We start from the raw sequence: 23,307 nt of genomic DNA, 5'->3' as shown, positions 1-23,307 counted from the left end.
AGAAAACGCCGTGCCGCCCGCACCCGGGAGCGCCCCGCCCGTCCTGGACTTCGGAGGCCATGCCGTCCTCGACCCCGGCACAGGGGCGACCGTCGGCCTCACCGACGGCTCCGCTTCCCGCGCGTTCGTGATGCCTTCCCGCGTCGACGGCCGGCCGGCCCGCAGCAGTGACCCGTTGGCCGACGACCAGGACCGGCATCCGTTGCTGTGGATGCGAGCGGAGGGCGACGCCGGCCCCAGCGGCATACGCGGCTGAGGCGGGACCGGCTCCCGGTACAGTCGGGCGCGGCGGTGCGCACCACTGGCGCCCCCGACGACACACCGCTCACGCACCGGCAGGCCCGAGGCCCGCGTGCGACACGCGAAGGAGTACCGGCCCCGTGACGAACCGCTGGGTGGGTGTGACCGTCGACTGCCTCGACGTGGCGCGGGTGTCGGCCTTCTGGAGCGAACTGCTCGACCGCGAGCCGGGCCCCTCCCGGCCCGGCTGGGTCTATCTCGGCCGTCACGACGACCCCCAGCCGCGCCTGGTCTTCCAGCCCGTGACGGAGCCGAATCCGGGCAAGGTGCGCCTGCACCTGGATGTCCTGGTCGACGACATCGACCAGGGGATCGCCCAGGTCATCGCCCTGGGAGGCCGGTCCACCGGTGAGCGGCACGACTACGACGAGGGGGTGGTCGTCGTGATGGCCGACCCCGAGGGCCACGAGTTCTGCCTGTCGCAGTTCTTCTGATCCGCCCCCGTATCTCTCCGGTCCCGCTCGCTGCCGGGCCGCCTTTCACGAACACGCATCCGGCCTGCCCCCTTGCGGCCCGTTCGCCCCGCCCCGAGCCGCGCGGCGGACGGGGGTGCCCGTGGTGTCCGTGTGTGAGGACCGTTGACAAAAGTCCGGGCTGCTAGAAACCTGTCTCCGCGACACCGCAAAATATTGACTGCATCACTCAAAATCCTAGGCAATATGCGCGAGTTCCGGCGGGAGGTGTGCTCCCTCTCCTGTCGGCGTCCCGGCACACCCCCCATCGGCGAGGCCAACGGAACAGAGGACAGCATGAGATGGAAGCAACTCGGCCGGCGGTTCGTCCTCGGCGCGGTGACAGCCGCGCTGATGACCGTCGGCCTCCTGCCGGTCAGCGCCACGGCAGCCGCACCACGCACCGACCTGGCCCTCGGCAAGCAGGTGACGGCCGGCGGTTCGCACGGCGCCTATCCGGCGTCGAACGTCACCGACGGCAGCCAGCAGACCTACTGGGAGAGCCCGGGCACCCTCCCGCAGTGGGTCCGGATCGATCTCGGCGGGCGCTTCGACGTCGACCAGGTGGTGCTCAGGCTCCCCACGACCTGGGAGGCGCGCACCCAGACGCTCGCCGTCCAGGGCAGCACGGACGGAGACACGTACAGCACCCTCGCCGCCTCCGCCGCACGGGTGTTCAGCCCGTCGGCGGCCAACTCCGTCACCATCGACCTGACCGCGGAGCAGGTGCGCTACATCCGCGTACAGGTGACCGCGAACACCGGCTGGAACGCCGCGCAGCTCTCCCAGGTGGAGGTCTACGGCGACGAGGACTCGGGCCCGCCGCCCGCGAACGGCTCCAACCTCGCACTCGGCAAACCCATCGAGGCCTCGTCCGTCGCACAGGCCTATGTGGCGGCCAACGCCAATGACGGCAAGCCCGGCACGTACTGGGAGTCCGCCGGCCATCCCGCCACCCTCACGGTGAAGCTCGGCGCGGACGCCGACATCGAGGCCGTCGTCGTCAAGCTCTCCCCGGAGCAGGCGTGGGCCACCCGTACCCAGAGTCTCCAGGTCCTCGGGCGGGCGCAGTCCGCCACCGGCTTCACCTCGCTGAAGGACCGGGCGGACCATGTGTTCAGCCCCTCCGGCAACGAGAACACCGTGACGATCCCGGTCAGCGGGCGCTACGCGGACGTGCAGCTCAAGTTCTTCGCCAACACGGGTGCTCCGGGCGCCCAGGTCGCGGAGATCCAGGTCGTCGGCACCGCCGCCCCCAACCCGGACCTGACCGTCTCCGAGCTGACATGGTCGCCCACCGAGCCGTCCGAGAAGGACGGCGTCACCGTGAACGCCACCGTACGCAACACGGGCACCTCGGACGCCGCAGCGACGGCCGTCGACGTCAGCATCGAAGGCGTCGTCGCGGGCAGCGCCCCGGTGAAGGCCCTCGCCGCCGGAGCGTCGGCCACCGTCGCCGTCGACGTCGGGAAGCGACCGGCGGGCTCGTACACCGTCTCGGCGGTGGTCGACCCGACGGACACGGTCGTCGAACAGGACAACGGCAACAACAGCCGCACCGCCTCCACGAAACTCGTGGTCGGCCGGAGCCCCGGACCCGACCTGGAGGTGCTCGCCATCACCTCCACACCGTCGAACCCCGCCGTGGGCGCAGCCGTCACCTTCAGCGTCTCCGTCCACAACCGCGGTACGTCGGCGGTGAGTTCCTCGACCGTCACCCGCCTCCTCGTGGAGAGCACCACGCTGGACGGCGCCACCGGACCCGTTCCCGCCGGGGGCACGGTCACCGTGCCCGTCAGCGGGAGCTGGACCGCGAAGAGCGGCGGGGCCAACCTCACCGCGACCGCCGACGCCACCGGTACCGTCGCGGAGACCGACGAGAACAACAACGTCTTCTCGCGCGCCATGGTCGTCGGCCGCGGGGCGGCGGTCCCCTACACCGAGTACGAGGCCGAACAGGGCGCGTACAAGGGCACGTTGCTGAAGTCCGACCAGAAGCGCACCTTCGGGCACACCAACTTCGCGACCGAGTCCTCGGGCCGGGAGTCCGTGCGGCTCGACTCCGCGGGCGAGTACGTCGAGGTCACCTCCACCGTGCCGTCGAACTCGATCGTGGTCCGCAACTCCGTGCCCGACGCCCCGGGCGGCGGAGGGGCGGAGGCCACGATCAGCCTCTACGCCGACGGCACCTTCGTCCGGAAGCTGACCCTCTCCTCCAAGCACAGCTGGCTCTACGGCGACACGGACAGCCCGGAGGGCCTGAGCAACCGGCCGGGCGCGGACGCCCGCCGGCTGTTCGACGAGTCCAACGCCCTGCTCGGCCGGAGCTACCCCGCCGGTACGAAGTTCCGCCTCCAGCGCGACGCGGGCGACACGGCCGCCTTCTACGTCATCGATCTGGTGGACCTGGAGCAGGTGGCACCCGCTGCCGCCCAGCCGGCCGGATGCACCTCGATCACCACCTACGGAGCCGTCCCGAACGACGGGATCGACGACACGGACGCCATCCAGCGGGCGGTGACCGCCGACCAGAACGGTGACATCGGCTGCGTATGGATCCCGCCGGGGCAGTGGCGGCAGGAGCAGAAGATCCTGACCGACGACCCCTTGAACCGGGGCCAGTTCAACCAGGTCGGCATCAGGGACGTCACGATCCGCGGTGCGGGCATGTGGCACTCCCAGCTCTACACCCTCACCCCGCCCCAGGACGCCGGAGGCATCAACCACCCGCACGAGGGGAACTTCGGCTTCGACATCGACGACAACACCAAGATCTCCGACATCGCGATCTTCGGCTCGGGCACCATCCGGGGCGGGGACGGCAACGCCGAGGGCGGAGTGGGCCTGAACGGGCGCTTCGGCGAGGACACCGCGATCACCAACGTCTGGCTGGAGCACGCCAACGTGGGTGTCTGGGTGGGCCGTGACTACGACAACATCCCGGACCTCTGGGGACCCGCCCAGCGCGTCGAGTTCACCGGCATGCGCATCCGCAACACCTACGCGGACGGCATCAACTTCGCCAACGGAACACGTGATTCGACGGTGTTCAACTCGTCCCTGAGGAACACGGGGGACGACGCGCTGGCGGTGTGGTCGAGCAAGTACGTGAAGAACCCCTCGGTGGACGTCGGCCACGACAACCACTTCCGCAACAACACCATCCAACTGCCCTGGAGGGCCAACGGCATCGCGATCTACGGCGGTTACGGCAACACGATCGAGAACAACATCATCTCCGACACGATGAACTACCCCGGCATCATGCTGGCGACCGACCACGACCCGCTGCCCTTCTCCGGGCAGACGCTGATCGCCAACAACGCGCTGCACCGTACGGGAGGGGCGTTCTGGGGAGAGGCCCAGGAGTTCGGCGCGATCACCTTGTTCGCGGCCGGGCAGGACATCCCCGGTGTCACGATCCGGGACACCGACATCCTCGATTCGACGTACGACGGCATCCAGTTCAAGTCGGGCGGCGGGTCCGTGCCGGGAGCGCGGATAACGGGTGTCCGCGTCGAGAACTCGATCAACGGCGCGGGGATCCTGGCCCATGGAGGCGCGCGGGGCAGTGCCACGCTCACCGATGTGACCATCACCGGTTCCGCCGACGGTGACGTCGTGGTCGAGCCGGGGTCGCAGTTCGTCATCCAGGGCGGCACGGGGAGGGCGAGCGCCCGTGAGTAGAAGCGAACCTGCCGTCACCGGACGGTACGGACGCGGGTGCTCCCCGGAGCGGGGAGCACCAGTGAGCAGGGGCTGACCGGTCCAGAACGGGCCAGGGGCGGCCGTGCCGGTGGCACGGCCGCCCCTGGCGGCCGGCGCGCTCATGGCGAGGTCCGGCTGCCGCCACTCCGAGAAATCGATGCCCCGTACAGGCCGCTCCCATGGGACTTGCATTCAGTTTCGGCGGGTGGGAGAAATGTGGTGGAGAGAGAATTATGCGACGTTTCGTCGGTTGAGGTGAACTTCATGGGCAAGATGGCCTCCGCGCTCAAGCACGTGCGCGGTCGGATGATGGAAGCGGACGGCAAGGCCCTTCAGAACCCGCGGCTGCGGGAAGAGGGCCGCCGCCTCCAGGACAAGGAGCCCCCTCCGGGGCACTCGGCCTGATCCAGGGGGAAGGGCTCTACGCTCCGGCCCCGTAGATCCCGTGAGCGGGTGATCCCGCCGACTCGAAGATGTGGACCGAGAGCCCGCCCGGCGTCGTCCTGTGGCTGACCAGCCGCAGACCGGCCGGGGCGCCGCCGTCCGGGAAGAGCCGTCGGCCGCGGCCGACCACGACCGGGGCGATCGCCAGCCGCAGTTCGTCGACCAGGCCCGCCGCCAGCAGGGACTGGGCCAGCAGGGCGCTGCCGTGGATCTGGAGGTCCCGGCCGGGCAGGTTCTTCACCTCGGCGACCTGGGCCGGCACATCCCCGTTCAGGACCGTCGTCGGATTCCAGCTGCCCGTCGTCAGGCTGTGGGAGGCGACGTACTTCGGCAGGCCGTTCATCAGGGGCGCGAACGGGTGGTCGGTCATGGCCGGCCAGTCCCGCGCGAAGTTCTCGTACGTACGACGGCCGAACAGCAGCGCGTCCGCCGTGCCGAGCCAGGAGGCGGCCACCTCCTCGAAGACCTCGTCCATGTGCGGCACGAACCAGCCACCCTGGTCGAAGCCGTCACTGCGGTCCTCGTCCGGTGCCCCCGGGCCCTGCGAGACCCCGTCGAGCGTCAGGAACTGCTGTACGACAAGCCTCATCACGCACCACTCTCCTCCGGTCCGGGCCGGCCTCTTCGCCGCGGGCCACGATTGTGCCCACGTCCCGGACGCCATGGCAGGCGAGAACTCGTCGGTCCGCGTGTCGCGGGGCCCGGAATCCGCGGCCGTGCCGGCCGTACGGGTCAGGCCTGTTCGGACGTGTCCCTGACCGGTGAGTCCTCGACACGGGAGCCGGGGGCCCCGCGGTCGTCGGCGGCCGGGCTGTGCGCGTGCTGCGGCGGGGCCTCGCTGTCCGCGCTCTCCGGCGGGATGCGCAGGACCAGCAGTGCGACATCGTCGCCGCTGGGGTCGATGCGGGCCAGGAGTTCGTCGAGGAAGTCCTCGATGTCGTGGCCGGCCAGGTCCGCAGCATGCGCGCGCAGCGCGGCGAGGCCCTCGTCGATGTCGCGGGTGCGGCTCTCGACCAGTCCGTCGGTGTAGAGCAGGAGGGTCGAACGGGGCGGGAGGTCGGCGTGCGCGTCGGGCCAGGCCGGCCCCATGTGCAGGGCCGAGCTGAGACCGAGCAGGGGTCCGTGGCCGCCTTCGAGGAAACGCGCGTCCCCCTCGGCGGTGATCAGGAGGGGCGGCGGGTGGCCGGCGTTGACCCAGTGGAGCCGCCGGGGGCCGCCCGCCTCGCCCTCGATGCGCGCGAAGACGCAGGTCGCCATGGGGGCGTCGCTCGTATGCGTCATCGCCTCGTCCAGCCGGCGAATGATCAGGCTGGGCGGCTCCGTCCGGTCCCAGGCCAGGGCGCGCAGCATGTTGCGGACCTCGGCCATGTGGGCGGCGGCCTTGAGGTCGTGGCCGACGACGTCGCCGATGACCATCGTCAGGACCCCGTCGCCGAGGAGGAACGAGTCGTACCAGTCGCCGCCGATCTCGGCCGCGCTCTCGGCGGGCCGGTAGCGGGCCGCCAGCGTCAGGTCGTCGACCTGCGGCAGGGGTGTGAGGAGCTGGCGCTGCATGGTCTCGGCCACGTGGCGCTGCTGCTCGAAGAGCACGGCGGCCTCCATGACGAGGCCGGCCCGCCGCGCGATGTCCGTCAGCACGAAGAGCTCGGCCTCGGTGTACGAGGAATCCGGATCGACGCGCGCCACGGTCAGCACGCCGAAGACCTGCCGCCGGGTGTGCAGGGGCACCACGACGGCGCAGGTGCCGCCCAGCCGGTCGAACAGACCCCGGTGCGCTGCCGCGAGCGGGCTGTCCGGCCGCTCCGTGAGGGCGTCCGCGTCCATGACGACGGGCTCGGCGTTCCGCAGGGCCTGCACCACGGCCGAACGGGTGGACTCGGGTACCGGCGGCAGCGGCCCCGTGAGCGCGGCCGTCGCCTCGTGTCCGGCGGTACGGACCGTCACGCGCCGCATCCCGCCCGGATGCCCCGCCGTGTGCACGTCGATGGCCGACCAGTCGCCCATGTCCGGCACGAGCAGGGCGGCCAGCCTGTTCAGCATCTCCGGGGTGTCCAGGGCGGAGATGAGGACCGTCGAGACCTCCGCCACCATCGTCAGGCGGGCGGTGAGCCCCTCCAGGGCGGCGAGATAGGCCGCGGTCTGTTCGGCGGCGTCGCGGTGCAGGCTGAAGTCGTGGAAGACGACCACCGCGCCCTCCACACTCCCCTCGTGCCGCAGCGGGGTGGCCGCCCAGATGACCGGGACCAGGCTGCCGTCCCCGCGCAGGAAGAGTTCCTCGCTTCCCTCGGCGGGCCGGCCGGTGTCCAGGACGGCCATCAGGCCGCACTCGTCGCGAGGGATCGTGCCGCCGTCCCGGCCCCGGTGCAGCAGATCGTGCATGTCCCGGCCGAGCATCTCCTCCTGCGGACGGCCGAGGAGGTCCTGCGCCCGCGGATTGCTCGCGGTGAGACTGCCACGGGTGTCGGTGACGAAGACCCCGGCCCCCAGGCTGTCGAACACCGTGCGCATGAAGCCGATCTCCAGCAGCCCGTCCGTGGACCTCATCGTGCGGCCCTCGCCGTACCGGGGCAGGTCTCGGCCCGGCCCGCCGCCGGGACCGTGGTCCGGGAGGCCGTGCGCGCGGTCCTACCGATCAGCATCTGTTCATCATTCATCCGGAACGCCGGTTTCGCCGCTCGGGGGACGGGGCGTCGACGGGTAAGGAGCCGGGCGGGCTCAGTGGCCCGGCGGTGTCGGCCGTGCAAGACCGTCGCGGACCAGGCCGACGGCCCTCTCCAGCACCGTGACCGCGTCCTCGCCCGCATCGGGGCGCCAGCACGCGACGGCCGCCTGCTGGGCGGCGAAGGCGACCGCCGCCGTGGTGCGTACATAGAGGTCCGTGTCCGGGAGGCCGGTGCGGGCCGCCACGGCGGCGACGACCGCGTCCTCGACCGCGCGGTTGGTCTGCGCGATGCGCGGAAGCAGCTCCGGACGCTCCCGGAGGAGGGCCGCGCGCCCGAGGAGGATCCCGCCGGTGGTCAGCTCGCCCAAGCGCTCGGCGAGCACCGCGTGGACCGCCTCCAGAGGCGTCTCGTGTGCGGGACGCTCGGTGATCCGTCGCCGGATCAGCTCGGGGGCGCCCTCCTCCAGAACGAAGACCGCCTCCTCCTTGGTCGCGAAGTAGTTGAAGAAGGTGCGCGGGGACACGCCGGCGTCGGCGCAGATGTCGTCCACGGTGACCGCCTCGGGCCCGCGCTCACGGAACAGGGCCACCGCCGAACTCTGCAGCGCCTTCCTCGTCGCCCTCTTCTTGCGCTCGCGCAGTCCTTCTCCGGAACCGGTCGTCACTGTGCCGTCACCCTTCATCAGTGCAGTACTGCAATAATGCAGTACTGCACGTACAGGGACGGCCGGATCGCCGGACCCGCCGCACGACCGAGGAGCCCCCGTGGCAGAACAGACCCATCGCCCCCGGGGGGTGCCCACGGCGAGGACCGTGGCGGAGGCCCTGTGGTTTCCGTTCGCACTCTTCCTCGGCTTCCTGTTCTGCTTCGCGCCCGCACTGCACGCGCCGCAGCCCCACCACGTGAAGGTCGTGGTCGCCGGCCCGGCGGCCGCCCCGGCGGTCGCGGACGACCTGGCCCGGAACCACCCGGGCGGCTTCGACGTCACGGCGGTGGCCGACGAGCGGGCCGCCCGGCAGGCGGTCCTCGGCCGGGACGCGGCGGCGGCCTACACCTCCCACGGCCGGCAAGCGGTGCTCCACGTCGCCCAGGCCAACGGGGCGTCCTTCGAGCAGACGCTGCGCGAGGTGTTCGAAGGTGTCGCCGAGCGCGGCGACCAGCGGCTCACCGTCCAGGACGTGGCGCACACCGTGCACAAGGACCTGCTCGGGTCGACCGTGCTCTACTTCGGCATCGCCTGGAGCGTCCCCGGCTACATCCTGGCGACCACCCTGCTGCGCGCCGTCACGCTCGGCCGCCGCGGAAAGCTGCTGACCATCGCGGGGACCGCGGCCCTGTTCGGCGCCGTGGGATGGGGAGCGGGCGCGGCGCTGGGCTATCTGCCCTCCGACCCGTCCGTGATGGCCGTGGCCTTCCTGCTCACCACCGCCGTGGCCACCTTCTCCTCGGGCATCGCCCCCTTCGCCCGGCAGTTCTTCCCGGCTGCCGGCATGGGCCTGTTCATCGTGCTGTCCATCCCCACCAGCGGCGGGGTCGTCGCCGCCGGGATGCTCCCGCCGTTCTTCCAGCACGTGCACGCCGTGATGCCTCTGGCCAACGCGGTCGACGCGCTGCGTGGTGTCCTCTACTTCGACGGAGCCGGTGTGCCCGAGGCCGTCGTGGTGCTGTGCGCCTGGATCGCCGCCGGTGCGGCTCTCATGGGTCTCGACGCCCTGCTCCAGAAGCGCAGGGCCCCGGGGGCGTACGCCGGGGGTGAACCGCCGGAGCCGCCGGTCGAGGACCCCGCGCTGGAGACGCCCGTGCCCACCGCGCTGCCCGTTCACCGGCACCACTTCGGCGAGCCGGTCCCCACCCTCGCGGGCACGGTCCACGACGCGGCAGGGCACTCCGTACGGGGAGCCGCCGTCATCGTCATGGACACGGCCGGGCGGCAGCTGCTCCGCACCAGGACCGACGAACGGGGCGACTACGCGGTGGCCGGTCTGCCCGAGGGGTACGTCACCCTCGTCGTCGCCGCGGCGAACGGCGGTCCGCTCGTCCGGCAGCAGCTCATCCGGCCCGGTGAGATCGCCCGTGCGGACTTCACCCTGCACCGCCGGGGCGCGGGCAGGGAGCCCGCGCGCCGGCCCTGACACGGCTGTACCGGCCGGGCAGGGTGGTTCCCGCCCCGGCCGGTACGAGTCCGACGCGCCGTGCCGTCTACCTCTCCAGGACCAGCGCGGAGCCCTGGCCCACGCCGATGCAGAGCGTCGCCACACCGATCCCGGACCCTGCTGCCTTGAGCTGATGGGCGACGGAGCCCGCCAGACGGGCTCCCGACGCACCGAGCGGGTGGCCGATCGCGATCGCGCCGCCGCGCGGGTTGAGCACGGACGGGTCGAGGCCGGGCCACTCGGCGACGCAACCCAGCACCTGCGCCGCGAACGCCTCGTTGAGTTCGAGGGCCGCGAGATCGTCGAACGTCCTGCCCGCCCGCTCCAGCGCCCTGTTCACGGCCTCGACGGGAGCGAGCCCGAAGTAGTGCGGCTCGTTGGCGGACACGGCGGAGGCCGTGATCCGGGCCAGCGGCTCGCGGCCGGTCGCCCTCAGGCCCTCCTCGTCGGCCAGCAGCAGCGCCGCCGCACCGTCGTTGAGCGGGGAGGAGTTGCCCGCGGTGACGGTGCCGTTCTCCGTGCGGAAGGACGGGCGGAGCTTGGCCATGGCCTCCAGGGAGGCGTCGTCCCTGATGCATTCGTCCCGGTCCACGACCAGGGGATCGCCCTTGCGGCGGGGGATCGTCAGTGGGGCGATCTCGTCGTCGAACAGCCCGGCGGCCCGCGCCGCCGACGCCTTGCGGTGGGACGAGAGCGCGAACTCGTCCTGCTGCTCACGGCTGATGGCGTGCTTCTCCGCGATCAGCTCGGCGCTCTCGCCGAGCGGCACCGTCCACTGCGGATCCATCCGGGGGTTGACCATGCGCCAGCCCAGGGTGGTCGAGTACATCTCGGTGTGCCCGGCCGGGAAGGCGCGGTCGCTCTTCGGCAGGACGTACGGGGCACGGGTCATCGACTCGACGCCGCCGGCCACCACCAGCGAGTGGTCGCCCAGCGCCACGGCACGCGCCGCGTGCACGACGGCCTCCAGCCCGGAGGCGCACAGCCGGTTGACCGTGACGCCGGGGACGGAGACCGGCAGCCCGGCGAGGAGCGCGGCCATCCTGCCGACGTTGCGGTTCTCCTCGCCCGCGCCGTTGGCGTTGCCGAGCACCACGTCCCCGATGCGTGCCGGGTCGAGCTCCGGGGTGCGGTCGAGCAGCGCGCGGATGGCATGGGCGGCGAGGTCGTCGGGCCGGACCTGCGCGAGCGCCCCGTCGTACCTGCCGACCGGGGTGCGGACGGCGTCGACGATGTAGACGTCGCGGGGGCGGAAGCTCATGAGGCGACCCTCTCGGCCGTACGGACCGGAGCGGCGGTCTTCGCCAGCACGTCGGCGATGCTCACCCCGGGGGCGGTCTCCACCAGCACCAGGCCGTCCTCGGTCACGTCGAGCACCGCGAGGTCGGTGATGATGCGCTGGACGCACGCCTTGCCGGTCAGCGGCAGCGTGCACTCCTCGACGATCTTCGGACTGCCGTCCTTGGCGGTGTGCGTCATGGTCACGATGACCCGGCGGGCGCCGTGCACGAGGTCCATGGCGCCGCCGATCCCGGTCACCATCTTCCCCGGCACCGCCCAGTTGGCGAGGTCGCCGCGGGCGGACACCTCCATGGCGCCGAGCACCGCGGCGTCGATGTGACCGCCGCGGATCATGCCGAAGGAGAGCGCCGAGTCGAAGAACGAGGCGCCCGGCCGGACGGTGACCGTCTCCTTGCCCGCGTTGATCAGGTCGGGGTCGACGTCCTCGTCGTACGGGAAGGCGCCGGTGCCCAGGATGCCGTTCTCGGACTCCAGGACGACGTTCACGCCTTCGGGCAGATGGTTCGGGATGAGCGTCGGCAGCCCGATGCCGAGGTTGACGTACTCGCCGTCGCGCAGCTCCGCGGCGGCCCTGGCGGCCATCTCGTTCCGGTTCCAGGCCATCAGACCCGTGCCTCCCGCTCGGTGATCGTCCGCTTCTCGACCTTCTTGTCCACGGCCTGCTCGGCGGTCAGCGCGACCACCCGCTGCACGAAGATGCCGGGCAGATGGACATGGTCCGGATCGATCTCGCCCGGCTCCACGAGCTCCTCGACCTCCGCGATCGTGATGCGGCCGGCCATGGCCGCGAGCGGGTTGAAGTTGCGGGTGGACTTGTTGAAGACGAGGTTGCCGTGCCGGTCGCCCTTCGCCGCCCTGACGAGGGCGAAGTCGGTGCGGATGCTGTGCTCCAGGACGTATTCGGTGCCGTCGAAGTCGCGTACTTCCTTGGGCGGGGAGGCCACGGCGACGCCGCCCTCGCCGTCGTAGCGCCAGGGGAGTCCGCCGTCGGCGACCTGCGTGCCCACGCCCGCGGGCGTGTAGAACGCGGGTATGCCGGCCCCGCCCGCGCGCAGCCGCTCGGCCAGGGTGCCCTGCGGGATGAGTTCGAGCTCGAGCTCGCCCCCGAGGTACTGCCGGGCGAACTCCTTGTTCCCGCCGATGTACGAGCCGGTGACCCGGCTGATCCGGCCCGCGGAGAGCAGCACGGCGAGACCGGTGTCCATCGCCCCGCAGTTGTTGGATACGACTCCGAGCCCGCTCACGCCGCTCGCGTGCAGGGCATCGATCAACACGTTCGGCACACCGCTGAGACCGAAGCCTCCTACCGCCACCGAGGCGCCGTCCGGCACGTCGGCGACGGCCAGCGCCGCCGACGCGACCACCTTGTCCATGGAACCGTCCATCCCTTAGTGTTCGCATAGTGAAGTTTCCTTCACTATGATGCGATGAGTCTGCCGCCCGCATCCGGGCTCTGTCAACGGTCCCGACCCCTGCCGCCACCCAGCCGACGGAGAGCACATGGCACCGACCAGCACGTCACAGTCCGGCGCGGAGGTGCCCGCGGAGGCCGTCGCCCCGCTCATGCGCGGCATCGCCGTGCTGCGGCGGCTGACCGACGCGGACGGCTCTCTCAGCCTCAGCGACCTGGAGCGTGCCACCGGACTCGCCCGCTCCACCGTCGACCGGGTCACGCTCACCCTCGCCCGCACCGGATACGTCCGGCTGGACGGACGGACCGTCACCCTCGCCCCGCGCCTGATGGAGCTGGGCAACGCCTATCTGTCCTCGGTCCGCGTCCCCGGGCTCCTCGGTGAGGCGGTGGACGCCCTCGCGGACGAACTCGACGAGTCCGTCTCCCTCGCGGTGCCCGACGGAGAGGGCATCCGCTTCGTGCACCAGGCCACCCGGCGCCGGGCCATGTCCCTGCGCTTCCGCATCGGCGACCTCCTGCCCGCCGAACGCACCGCCCCCGGCACGCTCTTCGCCACCCTCTGGGGGCCGGGGGAGTGGCAGGCCTGGAGGAAGAGGCGGGACGACGATCCGCAGGGCGCCGGCTTCCCCTCCCTGCCGCAGCGCACCCCCGCGGCCGACGACCGGTTCGAGGAGCGCGTGGAGGCGGCGCGGACCGACGGCTGGGCGCTGGACGACCAGCTGATCGAGCCGGGGCTCCTCGCCCTCGCCGTGCCCGTACGCGACCCGGCCGGAGGCATCGCGTGCGTGCTCAGCGTGGTCAGCCACACCAGCCGGCACACCGCGCGAGGGCTCCGCGACAGCCTGCTGCCCCGGTTGCGCGAGGCCTCGGCGGCCATGGAGTCCCGGCTGCGCGACGCGCCTCCCGCCCCTGCCGCACCCGCCCCCGGGCCGCTCGCCTCGTGGACGGCGGCCTCGAAGCAGGAGCTGGGGCGTGAGTTCATCGAATCCCTCGCCAGGGGCCTGACCGTCATCACCGCCTTCGGCGACACGGGCCCCGCCCTGACACTCAGCGCCGTCGCCCGCGCCACGGGGCTCTCCCGGGCCTCGGCGCGCCGCGCGCTGATCACCCTCGAGCACCTCGGCCACGTCGCGGTCGACGGGCGCGAGCACCGGCTCACCCCGCGCGTCCTGGGGCTCGGATACCCGCCGCTCTCCCGCATCACCCTGGCGCGGATCGCCGAACCGCACCTGGCCGCCCTCGCGGGGAGGATCCACGACTCCGCTTCCCTGGCCGTGCTGGTGGACGACTCCGTCCAGTACATGGCGCGTGCCGCGACCCACCGCATCATGAACGTCAACATCACCGTCGGCACCCGCTTCCCCGCCTACGCGACCTCACTGGGCCGTGTCCTGCTGGCGGACCTCTCGGCCGGCGAGCTCAGGTCGGTGCTCGCCCACGCCGAGCTGCGTCCGCTGGCCCCGCACACCCTGACCCGCCGCGCCGCACTCGAAGCGGTCCTGGAGGGGGTGCGCGAGAACGGGTACGCCCTGGTAGACGAGGAGCTCGAAGCGGGCCTGCGCTCGATCGCGGTGCCCGTCCGCGACCTGGCGGGCACGACGATCGCCTCCATCAACGTGGCGATGCACAGCAGCAGCCGCACGATCGCCGAGTGCCTGGAGCACGTGCTGCCCCAGCTCCGGCTCACCGCCGGGGGCATCGAGTCCGAACTCCACACCGCGTCCCGGTTCACCCACGTGGCGGTGGTGTGACCGGTGCGCTCCGCGCCGACGCGGGCCGGGCCACCCGCCGGCCCGGCCCGCGCGGGGTGATCAGGACCTGGCCCGGGTGCCGACCCACCGGCCGTCGCCCCGGTTGCCGGTCGTCTCCCACCCGGAGCGGAACGAGCCCAGCCACTTCAGCGCCGGTCCTGCCTCGGCCTCCGACCGGACCGGGGTGCCGATGCGCAGGTCGCCGAGGCCGTGCCGGAGGACCAGCTTGCCGCCGGACGCCCTGAACGCCCTGAGGTCCGGGTCGGTCGCGTCGTACATGCCCTCGTTCGGCCGCACGATCTTCTCGTAGTACTCCTTCGTGAACCTGACGTCTTGTACGTCGGCCGGGGCCGCGGGCTGTCGAAGATCCGGTAACGGATGGTGTCCTCGACGAAGTTGACGTCGCCGGTCGATCCGGTGGCGGTGCTCGGCGCGACAACAGAGGATGCGAAGAGTGGCGAGCCGTGCCGACCGGCCCCGTCGCGCCGAGAAGCGACATCCGGGGGAGACAGGGAGACACACCATGGCGCCCGAACGATCCTCCTCCGGCAGCACCGCGTCGCGGGACCCCGGCCTCGCCCGCCCGGTGGCCGAACGCGCCGGCTGGAGCGACGTGGACCTCCGGGCGGTGGACACCGTGCGTGTCCTCGCGGCCGACGCCGTGCAGAAGACCGGCAACGGCCACCCCGGTACGGCGATGAGTCTGGCACCGCTCGCCTATCTGCTGTTCCAGCAGGTCATGCGGCACGACCCGGCCGACGAGCGCTGGCTGGGCAGGGACCGCTTCGTCCTCTCCTGCGGCCACACCAGCCTCACGCTCTACATCCAGCTCTACCTGGCCGGCTACGGCCTGGAGCTGGACGATCTGAAGGCCCTGCGGACCTGGGACTCCGCGACCCCCGGCCACCCGGAGTACCGGCACACCCGGGGCGTCGAGATCACCACCGGCCCGCTCGGCCAGGGCATGGGCGCCTCCGTCGGGATGGCGATGGCGGCACGCCGCGAGAGGGGGCTGCTCGATCCCGACGCCGCCCCCGGTGCCAGCCCGTTCGACCATCACGTCTACGTGCTGGCGTCCGACGGCGACATGATGGAGGGCGTCGCGTCCGAGGCCGCGTCCCTGGCCGGTCATCAGCAGCTCGGCAACCTCATCACCTTCTACGACTCCAACCACATCTCCATCGAGGACGACACCGACATCTCGTTCAGCGAGGATGTCCCGGCCCGCTTCGCCGCGTACGGCTGGCACGTCCAGACCGTGGACTGGACCCGCACCGGCGACTACGTCGAGGACGTGGACGCCCTTCTCGCCGCGATCGAGGCGGCCAAGGAGGAGCGCACCAGGCCCTCGCTGATCATGCTGCGCACGATCATCGGATGGCCCGCGCCCACGAAGCGGAACACCGGCAAGGCGCACGGCGCGGCCCTGGGCGACGAGGAGGTGGCCGGCACCAAGCGGCTTCTCGGCTTCGACCCCGGGACGTACTTCCCCGTCGAGGACGAGGTCCTCGCCCACACCCGGGCGGTCGGGGAGCGCGGCAGGGCCGAACACAAGCGCTGGCGGCAGACGTACGAGGAGTGGCGCGCCGCCAACCCGGAGCGTGCCGCGCTGCTGGACCGGCTGCGCGAGCAGGAACTGCCCGACGGCTGGACCGACGCGCTGCCGGTGTTCCCGGCCGACGCGAAGGGCATGGCCACCCGCAAGGCCTCGGGCGAGGTGCTCAACGCCCTCGCCCCCGTGCTCCCGGAGCTGTGGGGCGGCTCGGCCGACCTGGCCGGAAGCAACAACACGACGATGGACGGCGAGCCCTCCTTCGTCCCGGCCGACCGGCAGACCGCGGAGTTCGCGGGAGGCCCCTACGGCCGGACGCTGCACTTCGGCATCCGTGAGCACGCCATGGGGGCCGTACTCAACGGGATCGCCCTGCAGAGCCTGACCCGCCCCTACGGCGGCACGTTCCTCACCTTCAGCGACTACATGCGCCCCGCGGTCCGGCTCGCCGCGCTCATGAAGCTCCCCGCCACCTATGTCTGGACCCATGACTCCATCGGGCTCGGCGAGGACGGCCCCACCCATCAGCCCGTCGAACACCTGGCGGCCCTGCGCGCGATCCCCGGCCTCGACGTCGTACGCCCCGGCGACGCCAACGAGACCTCCGTCTGCTGGCGGACGATCCTGGAGCACACCGACCGCCCCGCCGGATTCGTCCTGACGCGGCAGAACCTGCCGGTGCTCGACCGCGGCGACGGCGTCCACGCCCCCGCCGACGGCGCGGCGCGCGGCGCCTACGTCCTCGCGGAGGCGTCCGGAAAGACCCCCGACGTCATCCTGGTGGCGACCGGGTCCGAGGTCCACATCGCCCTCGGCGCCCGCAAGCTGCTGATCGACGAGGGACTGGCCGTGCGCGTGGTCTCCATGCCCTGTCGCGAATGGTTCGCCGAACAGCCGTTGTCCTACCAGGACGAGGTGCTGCCGCCCGAGGTGCGCGCCCGTGTCAGCGTCGAGGCCGCCGTCGGCCAGGGCTGGCGCGAGGTCGTCGGCGACGCGGGCCGGATCGTGAGCCTGGAGCACTACGGCGCGTCCGCCGACTACCAGCGGCTCTACGAGGAGTTCGGCATCACGGCCGAGGCGGTGGCCGCCGCCGCGCGCGGCAGCATCCGCGACGCGGTGGAGGTTCCCAGGCCGGGCGGGCAGCGGGTCCGGGGCGCCGTTGGTCCGGCCTGACCGGAACGAGCGCCCCCGGCCGTGCTCCCCGGCGGGAGCACGGCCGGCCCTCAGCTCATCTGGCGGCGCACCAGTTCATGGAGCTGCCCCGACGTGTCCGCGAGGAGTTCGGCGGGCGGCCCCTCCTGGACGACGCGGCCGTCCGCCATGACGATCACACGGTCGGCGTCCAGCACCGTGGACAGCCGGTGCGCGATCACCACACGGGTGGCCCGCAGGGACCTGGTGCTCTCGATCACCGTGCGCTGCGTCTCGTTGTCGAGGGCACTGGTGGCCTCGTCGAAGAACAGGATGCGCGGGCGCCGGACCAGCGCCTGCGCGATCATCAGACGCTGGCGCTGGCCGCCGGAGATCGAGCCGCCGCCGGAGATCATCGTGTGCAGTCCCATCGGCATCCGCTTGATGTCCTCGGCGAGCCCCGCCAGAGCGGCGGCCTCCCAGGCCTCCTCCTGGGAGTAGACCTCGGCGCCGCAGATGCAGTCCAGGATCGACCCGGCCAGGGGCTGGGCGTTCTGCAGGACGACGCCGCACTGACGCCGCACGGCCGCCTGGTCGAGCGCCGTCAGGTCCTGGCCGTCGTACAGGACGCTGCCCGAGACCGGCTTGTCGAAGCCGATGAGCAGCCGCAGCAGCGTCGACTTCCCGCAGCCGCTGGGGCCCACGACCGCCACGAACTCGCCCGGCCGCACGGTCAGCGACACCTCGTCCAGCACGAGGGGGCCGTCCTCGGAGTAGCGGAACGAGACACCCCGGGCCTCGATCTCCCCGGACAGGGCGCCCGGCTGGGTGCTGGCGCCGCGCACCTCGGGCGCCTCGTCGAGCACCGGCTTGATCTGCTCGAACATCGGCAGCACCGCCGCGGCCGACACGAACGCCCCGGTGAGCTGCGTGACCGCCGTCAGCAGCATCGTCACGGACGTGTTGAAGGTCAGGAACTCCCCGGCCGTGAGCGAGCCGCGCGCCGGCCCCGCCAGCAGGACGAAGATGATCAGTGAACACAGCGGCAGATGGACCGCGTTGAGGACCGTCGTCAGGTTCTTGATCCGGCCCGCCCGCTTCTGCAGCTCACGGCTGCGGGCGAACTCCGCCGCCCAGGCGCCGTACGCGAAGCTCTCCGCCGCGGCGACCCGCAGCTTGGGCAGCCCCCGCAGCGTCTGGAACGCCTGGTTGTTCAGCTTGTTCCCCAGCTCCACCAGCCGGCGCTGCCAGCGCAGCTCCCACAGGCCCATGGTGAGGAAGACCCCGGCGATCACGACCAGCATCGCGACCGCCGTGAGCGCCAGCGGGACGCTGAACCACAGCAGCAGACCCAGATTCATCGCCCCGAGCGTCCCCGCCTGCACCACGACGGGACCGGTGCCGGACAGCACCCGGCGGATGGTGCTGACACCCATGGCCGCGCTCGCGAGTTCCCCTGTGGAGCGCTCGGTGAAGAACCTCGTCGGCAGCCGCAGCAGACGGTCCCAGACCGCGGGCTGGAGCGTGCTCTCGACGCGCCCCTCCATCCGCAGGATCGTCAGATTCTGCAGCAGCATGAAGGCCGCCGAGACGACGCCGGTGATGATCACGGCCAGCGAGACCTGAACGATCAGGTCCGTTCGGGCGTTGGGCACGTACACCCCGAGGACCTTGCCGGTCGCGAGCGGCACCAGCGAGCCGAGCGCGACCGTCACCAGGCCCGTCAGGACCAGCCTCCGCAGGTCGCCCCTGGTGCCGAACAGACCGAAGCGGAGCAGCTGCCGTCTGCCCAGCGGCCGGTCCGGCAGCGGCCGGTAGAACATCACGGCACGCTCCTCGAACTCGGACGCGGACGCGCTGTCGACCCTGCTGCGCCGGCCGGTCAGCGGGTTCACCGCCTCGTAGCGGCCACGGCGCCACAGCAGGGCGACCGGCGCCCCGGACGCGGCCCGGTGACCGACCAGAGGTCCCGAGTTCTCCCGCCACCAGCGTCCGTCGAGCCGCACCGCCCGGGTACGGACGCGCGAGGCGACCGCCACCCGCTCGACCGGGTCGACGCGGTCGCTCAGCGCGCCGCCCGCCGAGGGCTCCGCGAGGACGATCCCCGCGTCCCCGGCCACCAGGCGGCAGGCCGCGTACACCGCGTCGTCCGAGGCCCCCGGGGCAGCCGAAGCCCTCCTCCCGGACCGCCCGATCGAGGTCAGCAGGGCCTGGTCCGCCTCCTTGCGCACGGCCTCGCCGGCCCTCATCCCGGCCGCGGTCCGGTCCTCGTGCGCGCGCTCCAGCTGCTCGATCCAGCGGTCCAGCGCCGACAGCAGGCGGTACTGCTGGTTGACCATCCCCTGCCACATCGCCGCGTCCACGAGCAGATCACCGGCGGCCTCCGCGCTGAAGGCCGCGCCGTACTGCACACTGCCCGGCGAGACCGGCAGCCAGAGGATGTCGTCGTCGCCCACCGAACCGTCGAAGGCGGTCCGCCCGTCGAGCGGGGCCTCGAACAGCACACGCTGGCTGCGGCCCACACCGAGCGAGAACGCGTGCTCCAGCAGGCTCAGCGCCGCGTCCCCGGTGTCGTAGTGACTGCGGTACTGCCCGTCGTACCCGTGGTCGGGGTATTCCGGCCGGTACAGCTCACGCAGCGGGATCCGGCGCAGCACGCACTCCTGCGAGGGACGTCCGACCAGGGTGTGCTGCGGGCCCTCCACCGGGCCCAGCACGAGGGTGCCCGGTTCCAGGCGGCCCAGGAAGTGCCAGTGCCCCTGCTCGGCCGCGTCGACCGCGAACAGGTCGAGGGCACCGCCCACGACCAGCCAGAGAACCTGCGGGCCCTCCAGCGACAGACTGCGCAGCCCGGTGCAGTCGACGGGCGCGCCGAGCGCTCCCAGCGCGCCGACGACCGGGTCCTGCCCGGGAGCCTCCGTGCCCGCGAGGGGATGTGCGGATGCCACGTCAGTGCTCCCTGACCAGTTCGGCGTACGGACCTCCGGCGGCCACCAGCTGCTCGTGCCGGCCGCGTTCCACGACGGTCCCGTGGTCCAGGACCACGATCTCGTCGCTGTCGCGCACCGTGCTCAGCCGGTGCGCGATGACCACACAGGCGCAGCCCCGCCGCCGCAGGTTGTCGATGATGATCCGCTCCGTCTCGGCGTCCAGCGCGCTGGTCACCTCGTCCAGCACCAGGATGCTGGGGCGGCGTACGAGCGCGCGGGCGATCTCCAGGCGCTGACGCTGCCCACCGGAGAAGTTGCGGCCGTCCTGCTCCACCCGGCTGTGGATGCCACGGGGACGGCGGGCCACGACGTCGTACAGCGCGGCGTCCCGCAGGGCCTCGGCCACCGCCTCGTCCGGCACCGAGGGGTCCCACAGCGCCACGTTGTCCCGGACGGTCCCCTCGAAGAGGAAGACGTCCTGGTCGACGAAGGAGACGGACGCGGCCAGCGCGCCCCTGGGGATGTCCTCCAGACGCTGCCCGTCGATCCGGATCGTGCCCTCCCACGGGCTGTAGAGCCCGGATATGAGCCGCGAGACCGTCGACTTGCCGCTGCCCGAACCGCCCACGAGCGCCACCTGCTGCCCCGGCCCCACGGAGAGGGAGAAACCGGTGAGCAGCGGCTTGTCGAGCGGGCTGTAGCCGAAGGTGATGTCCTCCAGCGTCACATGACCCTTCAGCCGCCGGGTGCTCGCGGCGGGTTCGGGGCGGGAGTACAGCGCGTCCACCGGGAAGTTCTCCACATCCTTCAGCCGGGCCACATCGGCGGCGAAGTCCTGGATCCGGCCCGCCACCCCGTTGAGCCGGGTCACCGGCGCGGTGAAGCGGGTCACCAGCGCCTGGAAGGCGACGAGCAGACCGATCGACAGATGCCCCTCGACGGCCCGCAGACCACCGATCCACAGGATCAGCGCGCTGTTCAGCGTCGCCAGCGCGGGGGCGACGACACCCAGCCAGGCGCTCGGCACCCCGAGGCGCTGCTGCTCCTCCAGCGTCGTCGCGTGCTGGCCCGCCCACCGGCGGAAGTAGCCGTTCTCGCCGCCGGTGGCCTTCATCGTCTCGATCAGCTGGAGACCGGTGTACGACGTGTTCGTCAGCCGCGCGCTGTCGGCCCGCAGCTTCTGGGTGCCGGTGGCCCGCAGTCGTACGACGATGCGCATCGCGACCACGTTGAGCAGCGCGATCCCCACACCGACGACGGTCAGCTGCGGATCGTACGTCCACAGCAGAACGGCGTAGAGCAGGACCACGATGCCGTCCACGCCCGCCGCGGTCAGATCCCGGGCGAGCGTCTCGGCCACCGCGTCGTTCGACTGGAGGCGCTGGACGAGGTCGGCGGGGCTGCGCTGGGAGAAGAAGGTCACGGGCAGCCGGAGCAGATGCCGGAAGAAGCGCGCGCTGCCGAGCGTGGAGGAGATGATGCGCCCGCGCAGCAGATTCGCCTGCTGGAGCCAGGTCAGGACGACGGTGAGGGCCACCGTGGCGCCCATGGCGGCGAACAGCACACCCAGCAGGGAGGTCTGTTCACCGATCAGGAACATGTCGATGTACGTACGGCTCAGGGCCGGGAGCGTCGCACCGACGGCCACCAGCAGCAGGCTGGCCAGCAGGGCGGCCAGCATCGTGCCCGTGGTGCCGCGCAGCCGGGCCGGCATCGCGGACAGGACACCGGGCTTCCGGCCGCCGCGCCGGAAGTCCTCGCCCGGTTCGAGCACGAGGACGACCCCGGTGAAGCTGGTGTCGAAGTCCTCGGCGGGGACGAACCTGCGCCCCTTGTCGGGGTCGTTGATGTACACCCCGCGCCGCCCGAGCCGGCGTCCCGCTCCGTCGTAGACGACGTAGTGGTTGAACTCCCAGAACAGGATCGCGGGCCCCTGGACCTCGGCGAGTGCCGCCGGTTCCATCTGCATGCCCTTGGCCTGGAGACCGTAACTCCGGGCCGCCTTGAGGACGTTGCTCGCCCGTGAACCGTCACGTGAGACGCCGCAGGCGATGCGCAGCTCCTCCAGGGGCACATGCCGGCCGTAGTGGCCCAGAACCATCGCCAGTGAGGCGGCGCCGCACTCCAGGGCCTCCATCTGGAGCACGGTGGGGGTGCGCACGGTCTTCGTCCGCCCGGGCTTCGGTGCGGGACGCGGGCGCCGCCTGTTGCCCGGCGAGCTCTCCGGGCGGTGTCTGCCGCGGCCGGGGGGCGCCAGTTGCTGGGCGGTGGGGGAGGGGTGCGGTGCGGTCACGGGAGCAGCCAATCGATCGGGCGCTGGTCGGCGAGACGGACGGAGCCGGTGGCCAGGGTCATGGAACCGATCGCGTACGGAGGGCCCTCGGCCGAGGACCAGCGGTAGCCCGACTCCGTGGAGTCCGACCGCTCGATCCTCACCAGGACCGCCAGCGGCCTGCCGTCACGGGAGAACTCCTTGCCGAGCTGCGCGTCGCCGAGGAAGCGGGTGATCTGCTGCTGTGTCTGCGCGGACCTGCCGACCGCGGCCACCTTGCCGCGCAGCACCCCGTACTGCTGGGAGGGCACGGACTGGACGGTGAGGTCGACCGGGGCGCCCACGGGGACGGACGCCGCGCTGCTGCCGGACACGTAGAGGAGGACGACCAGCGGGTCGTCGGCGCCGTCGATCCGTTCGACGCTCGCCACGTCCGCGCCGGTGGTGACCACGGCGCCGATCGTGGCAGTCACCGAGGTGAGCCGGCCGGCGTCGATCGTGCGGACGACCCGCTCGCCCTGCTCCGTACGGACCTTGAGCAGGGGGGAGTCGCGGGGGAGGGTCTCGCCCTCGTCGGCGAGCACCTCGGTGATCTGTCCGGCCACCGGGCTCTGCAGGATGTAACTGCCGCGTGAGTGCGTGAGGATGCCGGGCGCGTCGAGGGTGCTGGCGACCGAGCCCGTGACGGCCCAGAAGCACGCGGCGGCCATCACGGCGACGGTGACGGCCAGGACGAGCAGCCCCTGTGGACGGGCGAAGCGCACCGGGAGATCGAGCTGTTCGGGCGACTGCAGCTTGGAAAGGGCCTGTTGGCGGAACTGCACGGAACTCTTTCCTCACCTGTCAGCGGTCGGCACCGAGCCCCGGAACCGACGGGTTCCGGGGCTCGGCGGGTTACTGCCGTCTCTCAGAGACCGGCGGTCAGGCCGGAGGCCAGACCGGTGACCGCGCCGGTGTTCACGCCGGTGGCACCCTCGACGAGACCGGTGACCGAGCCGACGACGCCGGCGACCGGGACGATGCCCTCGACGGTGCCGGCAACGTTGCCCACGAGGCCGCCCACGAGGCCGCCCGAGACGTTGTCGAGGTCGGCGTCGGAGATCTCGGCGGTCTCGACCTGGGGGGTGTAGTTCATGATGAGCGCTGCCCTTCGTATGGAAATTGCCTATATACGGAAACCCGTTGTGCGGCCTCCGTATGGCCCAGGATCAAAGCACGCCTCCACCACGAACAGC

Annotated in this window: 18 protein-coding genes; 7 read left to right on the top strand and 11 right to left on the bottom strand. The window is 71.9% G+C overall.

All coding sequences use genetic code 11. The annotated features are described in order from the left end of the window. Positions 1–10 precede the first annotated feature (10 nt). The 4 genes from AMK10_RS23590 to AMK10_RS37480 all read left to right on the top strand — a co-directional run bounded on the left by AMK10_RS23590 (position 11) and on the right by AMK10_RS37480 (position 4,865). Positions 11–256: a hypothetical protein gene (locus tag AMK10_RS23590; RefSeq protein ID WP_073749892.1), complete on the top strand. Its 246-nt coding sequence runs from the start codon at positions 11–13 to the stop codon at positions 254–256. Between the two features lie 124 nt (positions 257–380). Then, entirely contained in the window at positions 381–734 is a 354-nt protein-coding gene (locus AMK10_RS23585; RefSeq protein ID WP_073749891.1) for a VOC family protein, read from the top strand. 315 nt (positions 735–1,049) lie between these two features. Then, the gene (locus AMK10_RS23580; RefSeq protein WP_073749890.1) at positions 1,050–4,439 is read left to right on the top strand and encodes a CARDB domain-containing protein; all 3,390 of its coding nucleotides are present in this window, start codon (positions 1,050–1,052) and stop codon (positions 4,437–4,439) included. 285 nt (positions 4,440–4,724) lie between these two features. After that, a complete protein-coding gene (locus tag AMK10_RS37480; RefSeq protein ID WP_158070897.1) occupies positions 4,725–4,865 on the top strand; it encodes a hypothetical protein in 141 nt (46 codons plus the stop codon). 16 nt (positions 4,866–4,881) lie between these two features. Here AMK10_RS37480 and AMK10_RS23575 read toward each other — a convergent pair whose 3' ends face one another. The 3 genes from AMK10_RS23575 to AMK10_RS23565 form a co-directional block, all read right to left on the bottom strand. Further along, positions 4,882–5,493: a dihydrofolate reductase family protein gene (locus AMK10_RS23575; protein WP_073749889.1), complete on the bottom strand. Its 612-nt coding sequence runs from the start codon at positions 5,491–5,493 to the stop codon at positions 4,882–4,884. Between the two features lie 143 nt (positions 5,494–5,636). Next, the gene (locus AMK10_RS23570) at positions 5,637–7,448 is read right to left on the bottom strand and encodes a SpoIIE family protein phosphatase (protein ID WP_073749888.1); all 1,812 of its coding nucleotides are present in this window, start codon (positions 7,446–7,448) and stop codon (positions 5,637–5,639) included. 171 nt (positions 7,449–7,619) lie between these two features. Continuing rightward, positions 7,620–8,231 (bottom strand): TetR/AcrR family transcriptional regulator, encoded by a 612-nt coding sequence (locus AMK10_RS23565; protein ID WP_198959768.1) that lies wholly within the window; start codon positions 8,229–8,231, stop codon positions 7,620–7,622. 100 nt (positions 8,232–8,331) lie between these two features. On the opposite strand from AMK10_RS23565, the gene AMK10_RS23560 reads away from it, so the two are divergent. Beyond that, a complete protein-coding gene (locus tag AMK10_RS23560; RefSeq protein ID WP_073749886.1) occupies positions 8,332–9,699 on the top strand; it encodes a carboxypeptidase regulatory-like domain-containing protein in 1,368 nt (455 codons plus the stop codon). 67 nt (positions 9,700–9,766) lie between these two features. On the opposite strand, the gene AMK10_RS23555 is transcribed toward AMK10_RS23560, so the two are convergent. Genes AMK10_RS23555 through AMK10_RS23545 form a run of 3 tightly spaced genes read right to left on the bottom strand, consistent with a single transcriptional unit; the run spans position 9,767 to position 12,395 of the window. Continuing rightward, positions 9,767–10,981 (bottom strand): thiolase family protein, encoded by a 1,215-nt coding sequence (locus AMK10_RS23555; protein ID WP_073749885.1) that lies wholly within the window; start codon positions 10,979–10,981, stop codon positions 9,767–9,769. After that, the gene (locus tag AMK10_RS23550; RefSeq protein WP_073749884.1) at positions 10,978–11,625 is read right to left on the bottom strand and encodes a CoA transferase subunit B; all 648 of its coding nucleotides are present in this window, start codon (positions 11,623–11,625) and stop codon (positions 10,978–10,980) included. Before AMK10_RS23550 ends, AMK10_RS23555 begins: the two co-directional genes overlap by 4 nt. Then, positions 11,625–12,395, bottom strand: coding sequence for a CoA transferase subunit A (locus AMK10_RS23545; RefSeq protein ID WP_073750176.1), 771 nt, complete (start codon positions 12,393–12,395; stop codon positions 11,625–11,627). Before AMK10_RS23545 ends, AMK10_RS23550 begins: the two co-directional genes overlap by 1 nt. Positions 12,396–12,522: 127 nt before the next feature. Between AMK10_RS23545 and AMK10_RS23540 the strand changes: the two genes are divergently transcribed. Then, a complete protein-coding gene (locus AMK10_RS23540; RefSeq protein ID WP_073749883.1) occupies positions 12,523–14,187 on the top strand; it encodes an IclR family transcriptional regulator domain-containing protein in 1,665 nt (554 codons plus the stop codon). Positions 14,188–14,247: 60 nt separating this feature from the next. Here AMK10_RS23540 and AMK10_RS37475 read toward each other — a convergent pair whose 3' ends face one another. After that, positions 14,248–14,484, bottom strand: coding sequence for a hypothetical protein (locus AMK10_RS37475; protein ID WP_158070896.1), 237 nt, complete (start codon positions 14,482–14,484; stop codon positions 14,248–14,250). A 226-nt stretch (positions 14,485–14,710) separates the two neighbouring features. On the opposite strand from AMK10_RS37475, the gene tkt reads away from it, so the two are divergent. Continuing rightward, positions 14,711–16,912, top strand: a complete 2,202-nt coding sequence (gene tkt / locus AMK10_RS23530; protein WP_073749881.1) for a transketolase — start codon at positions 14,711–14,713, stop codon at positions 16,910–16,912. 50 nt (positions 16,913–16,962) lie between these two features. On the opposite strand, the gene AMK10_RS23525 is transcribed toward tkt, so the two are convergent. From AMK10_RS23525 to AMK10_RS23510, 4 genes are all read right to left on the bottom strand, one after another. Continuing rightward, a complete protein-coding gene (locus AMK10_RS23525; RefSeq protein ID WP_073749880.1) occupies positions 16,963–19,818 on the bottom strand; it encodes an NHLP bacteriocin export ABC transporter permease/ATPase subunit in 2,856 nt (951 codons plus the stop codon). A 1-nt stretch (position 19,819) separates the two neighbouring features. Then, positions 19,820–22,093, bottom strand: a complete 2,274-nt coding sequence (locus tag AMK10_RS23520; protein ID WP_073749879.1) for an NHLP family bacteriocin export ABC transporter peptidase/permease/ATPase subunit — start codon at positions 22,091–22,093, stop codon at positions 19,820–19,822. Further along, on the bottom strand, positions 22,090–22,896 hold the full coding sequence (locus AMK10_RS23515) for an HlyD family efflux transporter periplasmic adaptor subunit (RefSeq protein ID WP_073749878.1): 807 nt from the start codon (positions 22,894–22,896) through the stop codon (positions 22,090–22,092). The genes AMK10_RS23520 and AMK10_RS23515 overlap by 4 nt, the downstream gene beginning before the upstream one ends. Before the next feature lie 83 nt (positions 22,897–22,979). Continuing rightward, complete coding sequence (locus AMK10_RS23510; protein WP_073749877.1) at positions 22,980–23,207, bottom strand: hypothetical protein; 228 nt, start codon at positions 23,205–23,207, stop codon at positions 22,980–22,982. Between the last annotated feature and the right edge of the window lie 100 nt (positions 23,208–23,307).

The organism is Streptomyces sp. CB02058 (assembly GCF_001905505.1).
Lineage (GTDB): Bacteria > Actinomycetota > Actinomycetes > Streptomycetales > Streptomycetaceae > Streptomyces.
This window is presented reverse-complemented; position numbering and strand designations above follow the sequence as displayed.

Bases quoted from the DNA above. Each gene is read 5' to 3' on its own strand.
- AMK10_RS23580 (WP_073749890.1), top strand. From the start codon at position 1,050: ATGAGATGGAAGCAACTCGGCCGGCGGTTCGTCCTCGGCGCGGTGACA.
- AMK10_RS37480 (WP_158070897.1), top strand. From the start codon at position 4,725: ATGGGCAAGATGGCCTCCGCGCTCAAGCACGTGCGCGGTCGGATGATG.
- AMK10_RS23575 (WP_073749889.1), bottom strand. From the start codon at position 5,493: ATGAGGCTTGTCGTACAGCAGTTCCTGACGCTCGACGGGGTCTCGCAG.
- AMK10_RS23570 (WP_073749888.1), bottom strand. From the start codon at position 7,448: ATGAGGTCCACGGACGGGCTGCTGGAGATCGGCTTCATGCGCACGGTG.
- AMK10_RS23555 (WP_073749885.1), bottom strand. From the start codon at position 10,981: ATGAGCTTCCGCCCCCGCGACGTCTACATCGTCGACGCCGTCCGCACC.
- AMK10_RS23550 (WP_073749884.1), bottom strand. From the start codon at position 11,625: ATGGCCTGGAACCGGAACGAGATGGCCGCCAGGGCCGCCGCGGAGCTG.
- AMK10_RS23545 (WP_073750176.1), bottom strand. From the start codon at position 12,395: ATGGACAAGGTGGTCGCGTCGGCGGCGCTGGCCGTCGCCGACGTGCCG.
- AMK10_RS23540 (WP_073749883.1), top strand. From the start codon at position 12,523: ATGGCACCGACCAGCACGTCACAGTCCGGCGCGGAGGTGCCCGCGGAG.
- tkt (WP_073749881.1), top strand. From the start codon at position 14,711: ATGGCGCCCGAACGATCCTCCTCCGGCAGCACCGCGTCGCGGGACCCC.
- AMK10_RS23510 (WP_073749877.1), bottom strand. From the start codon at position 23,207: ATGAACTACACCCCCCAGGTCGAGACCGCCGAGATCTCCGACGCCGAC.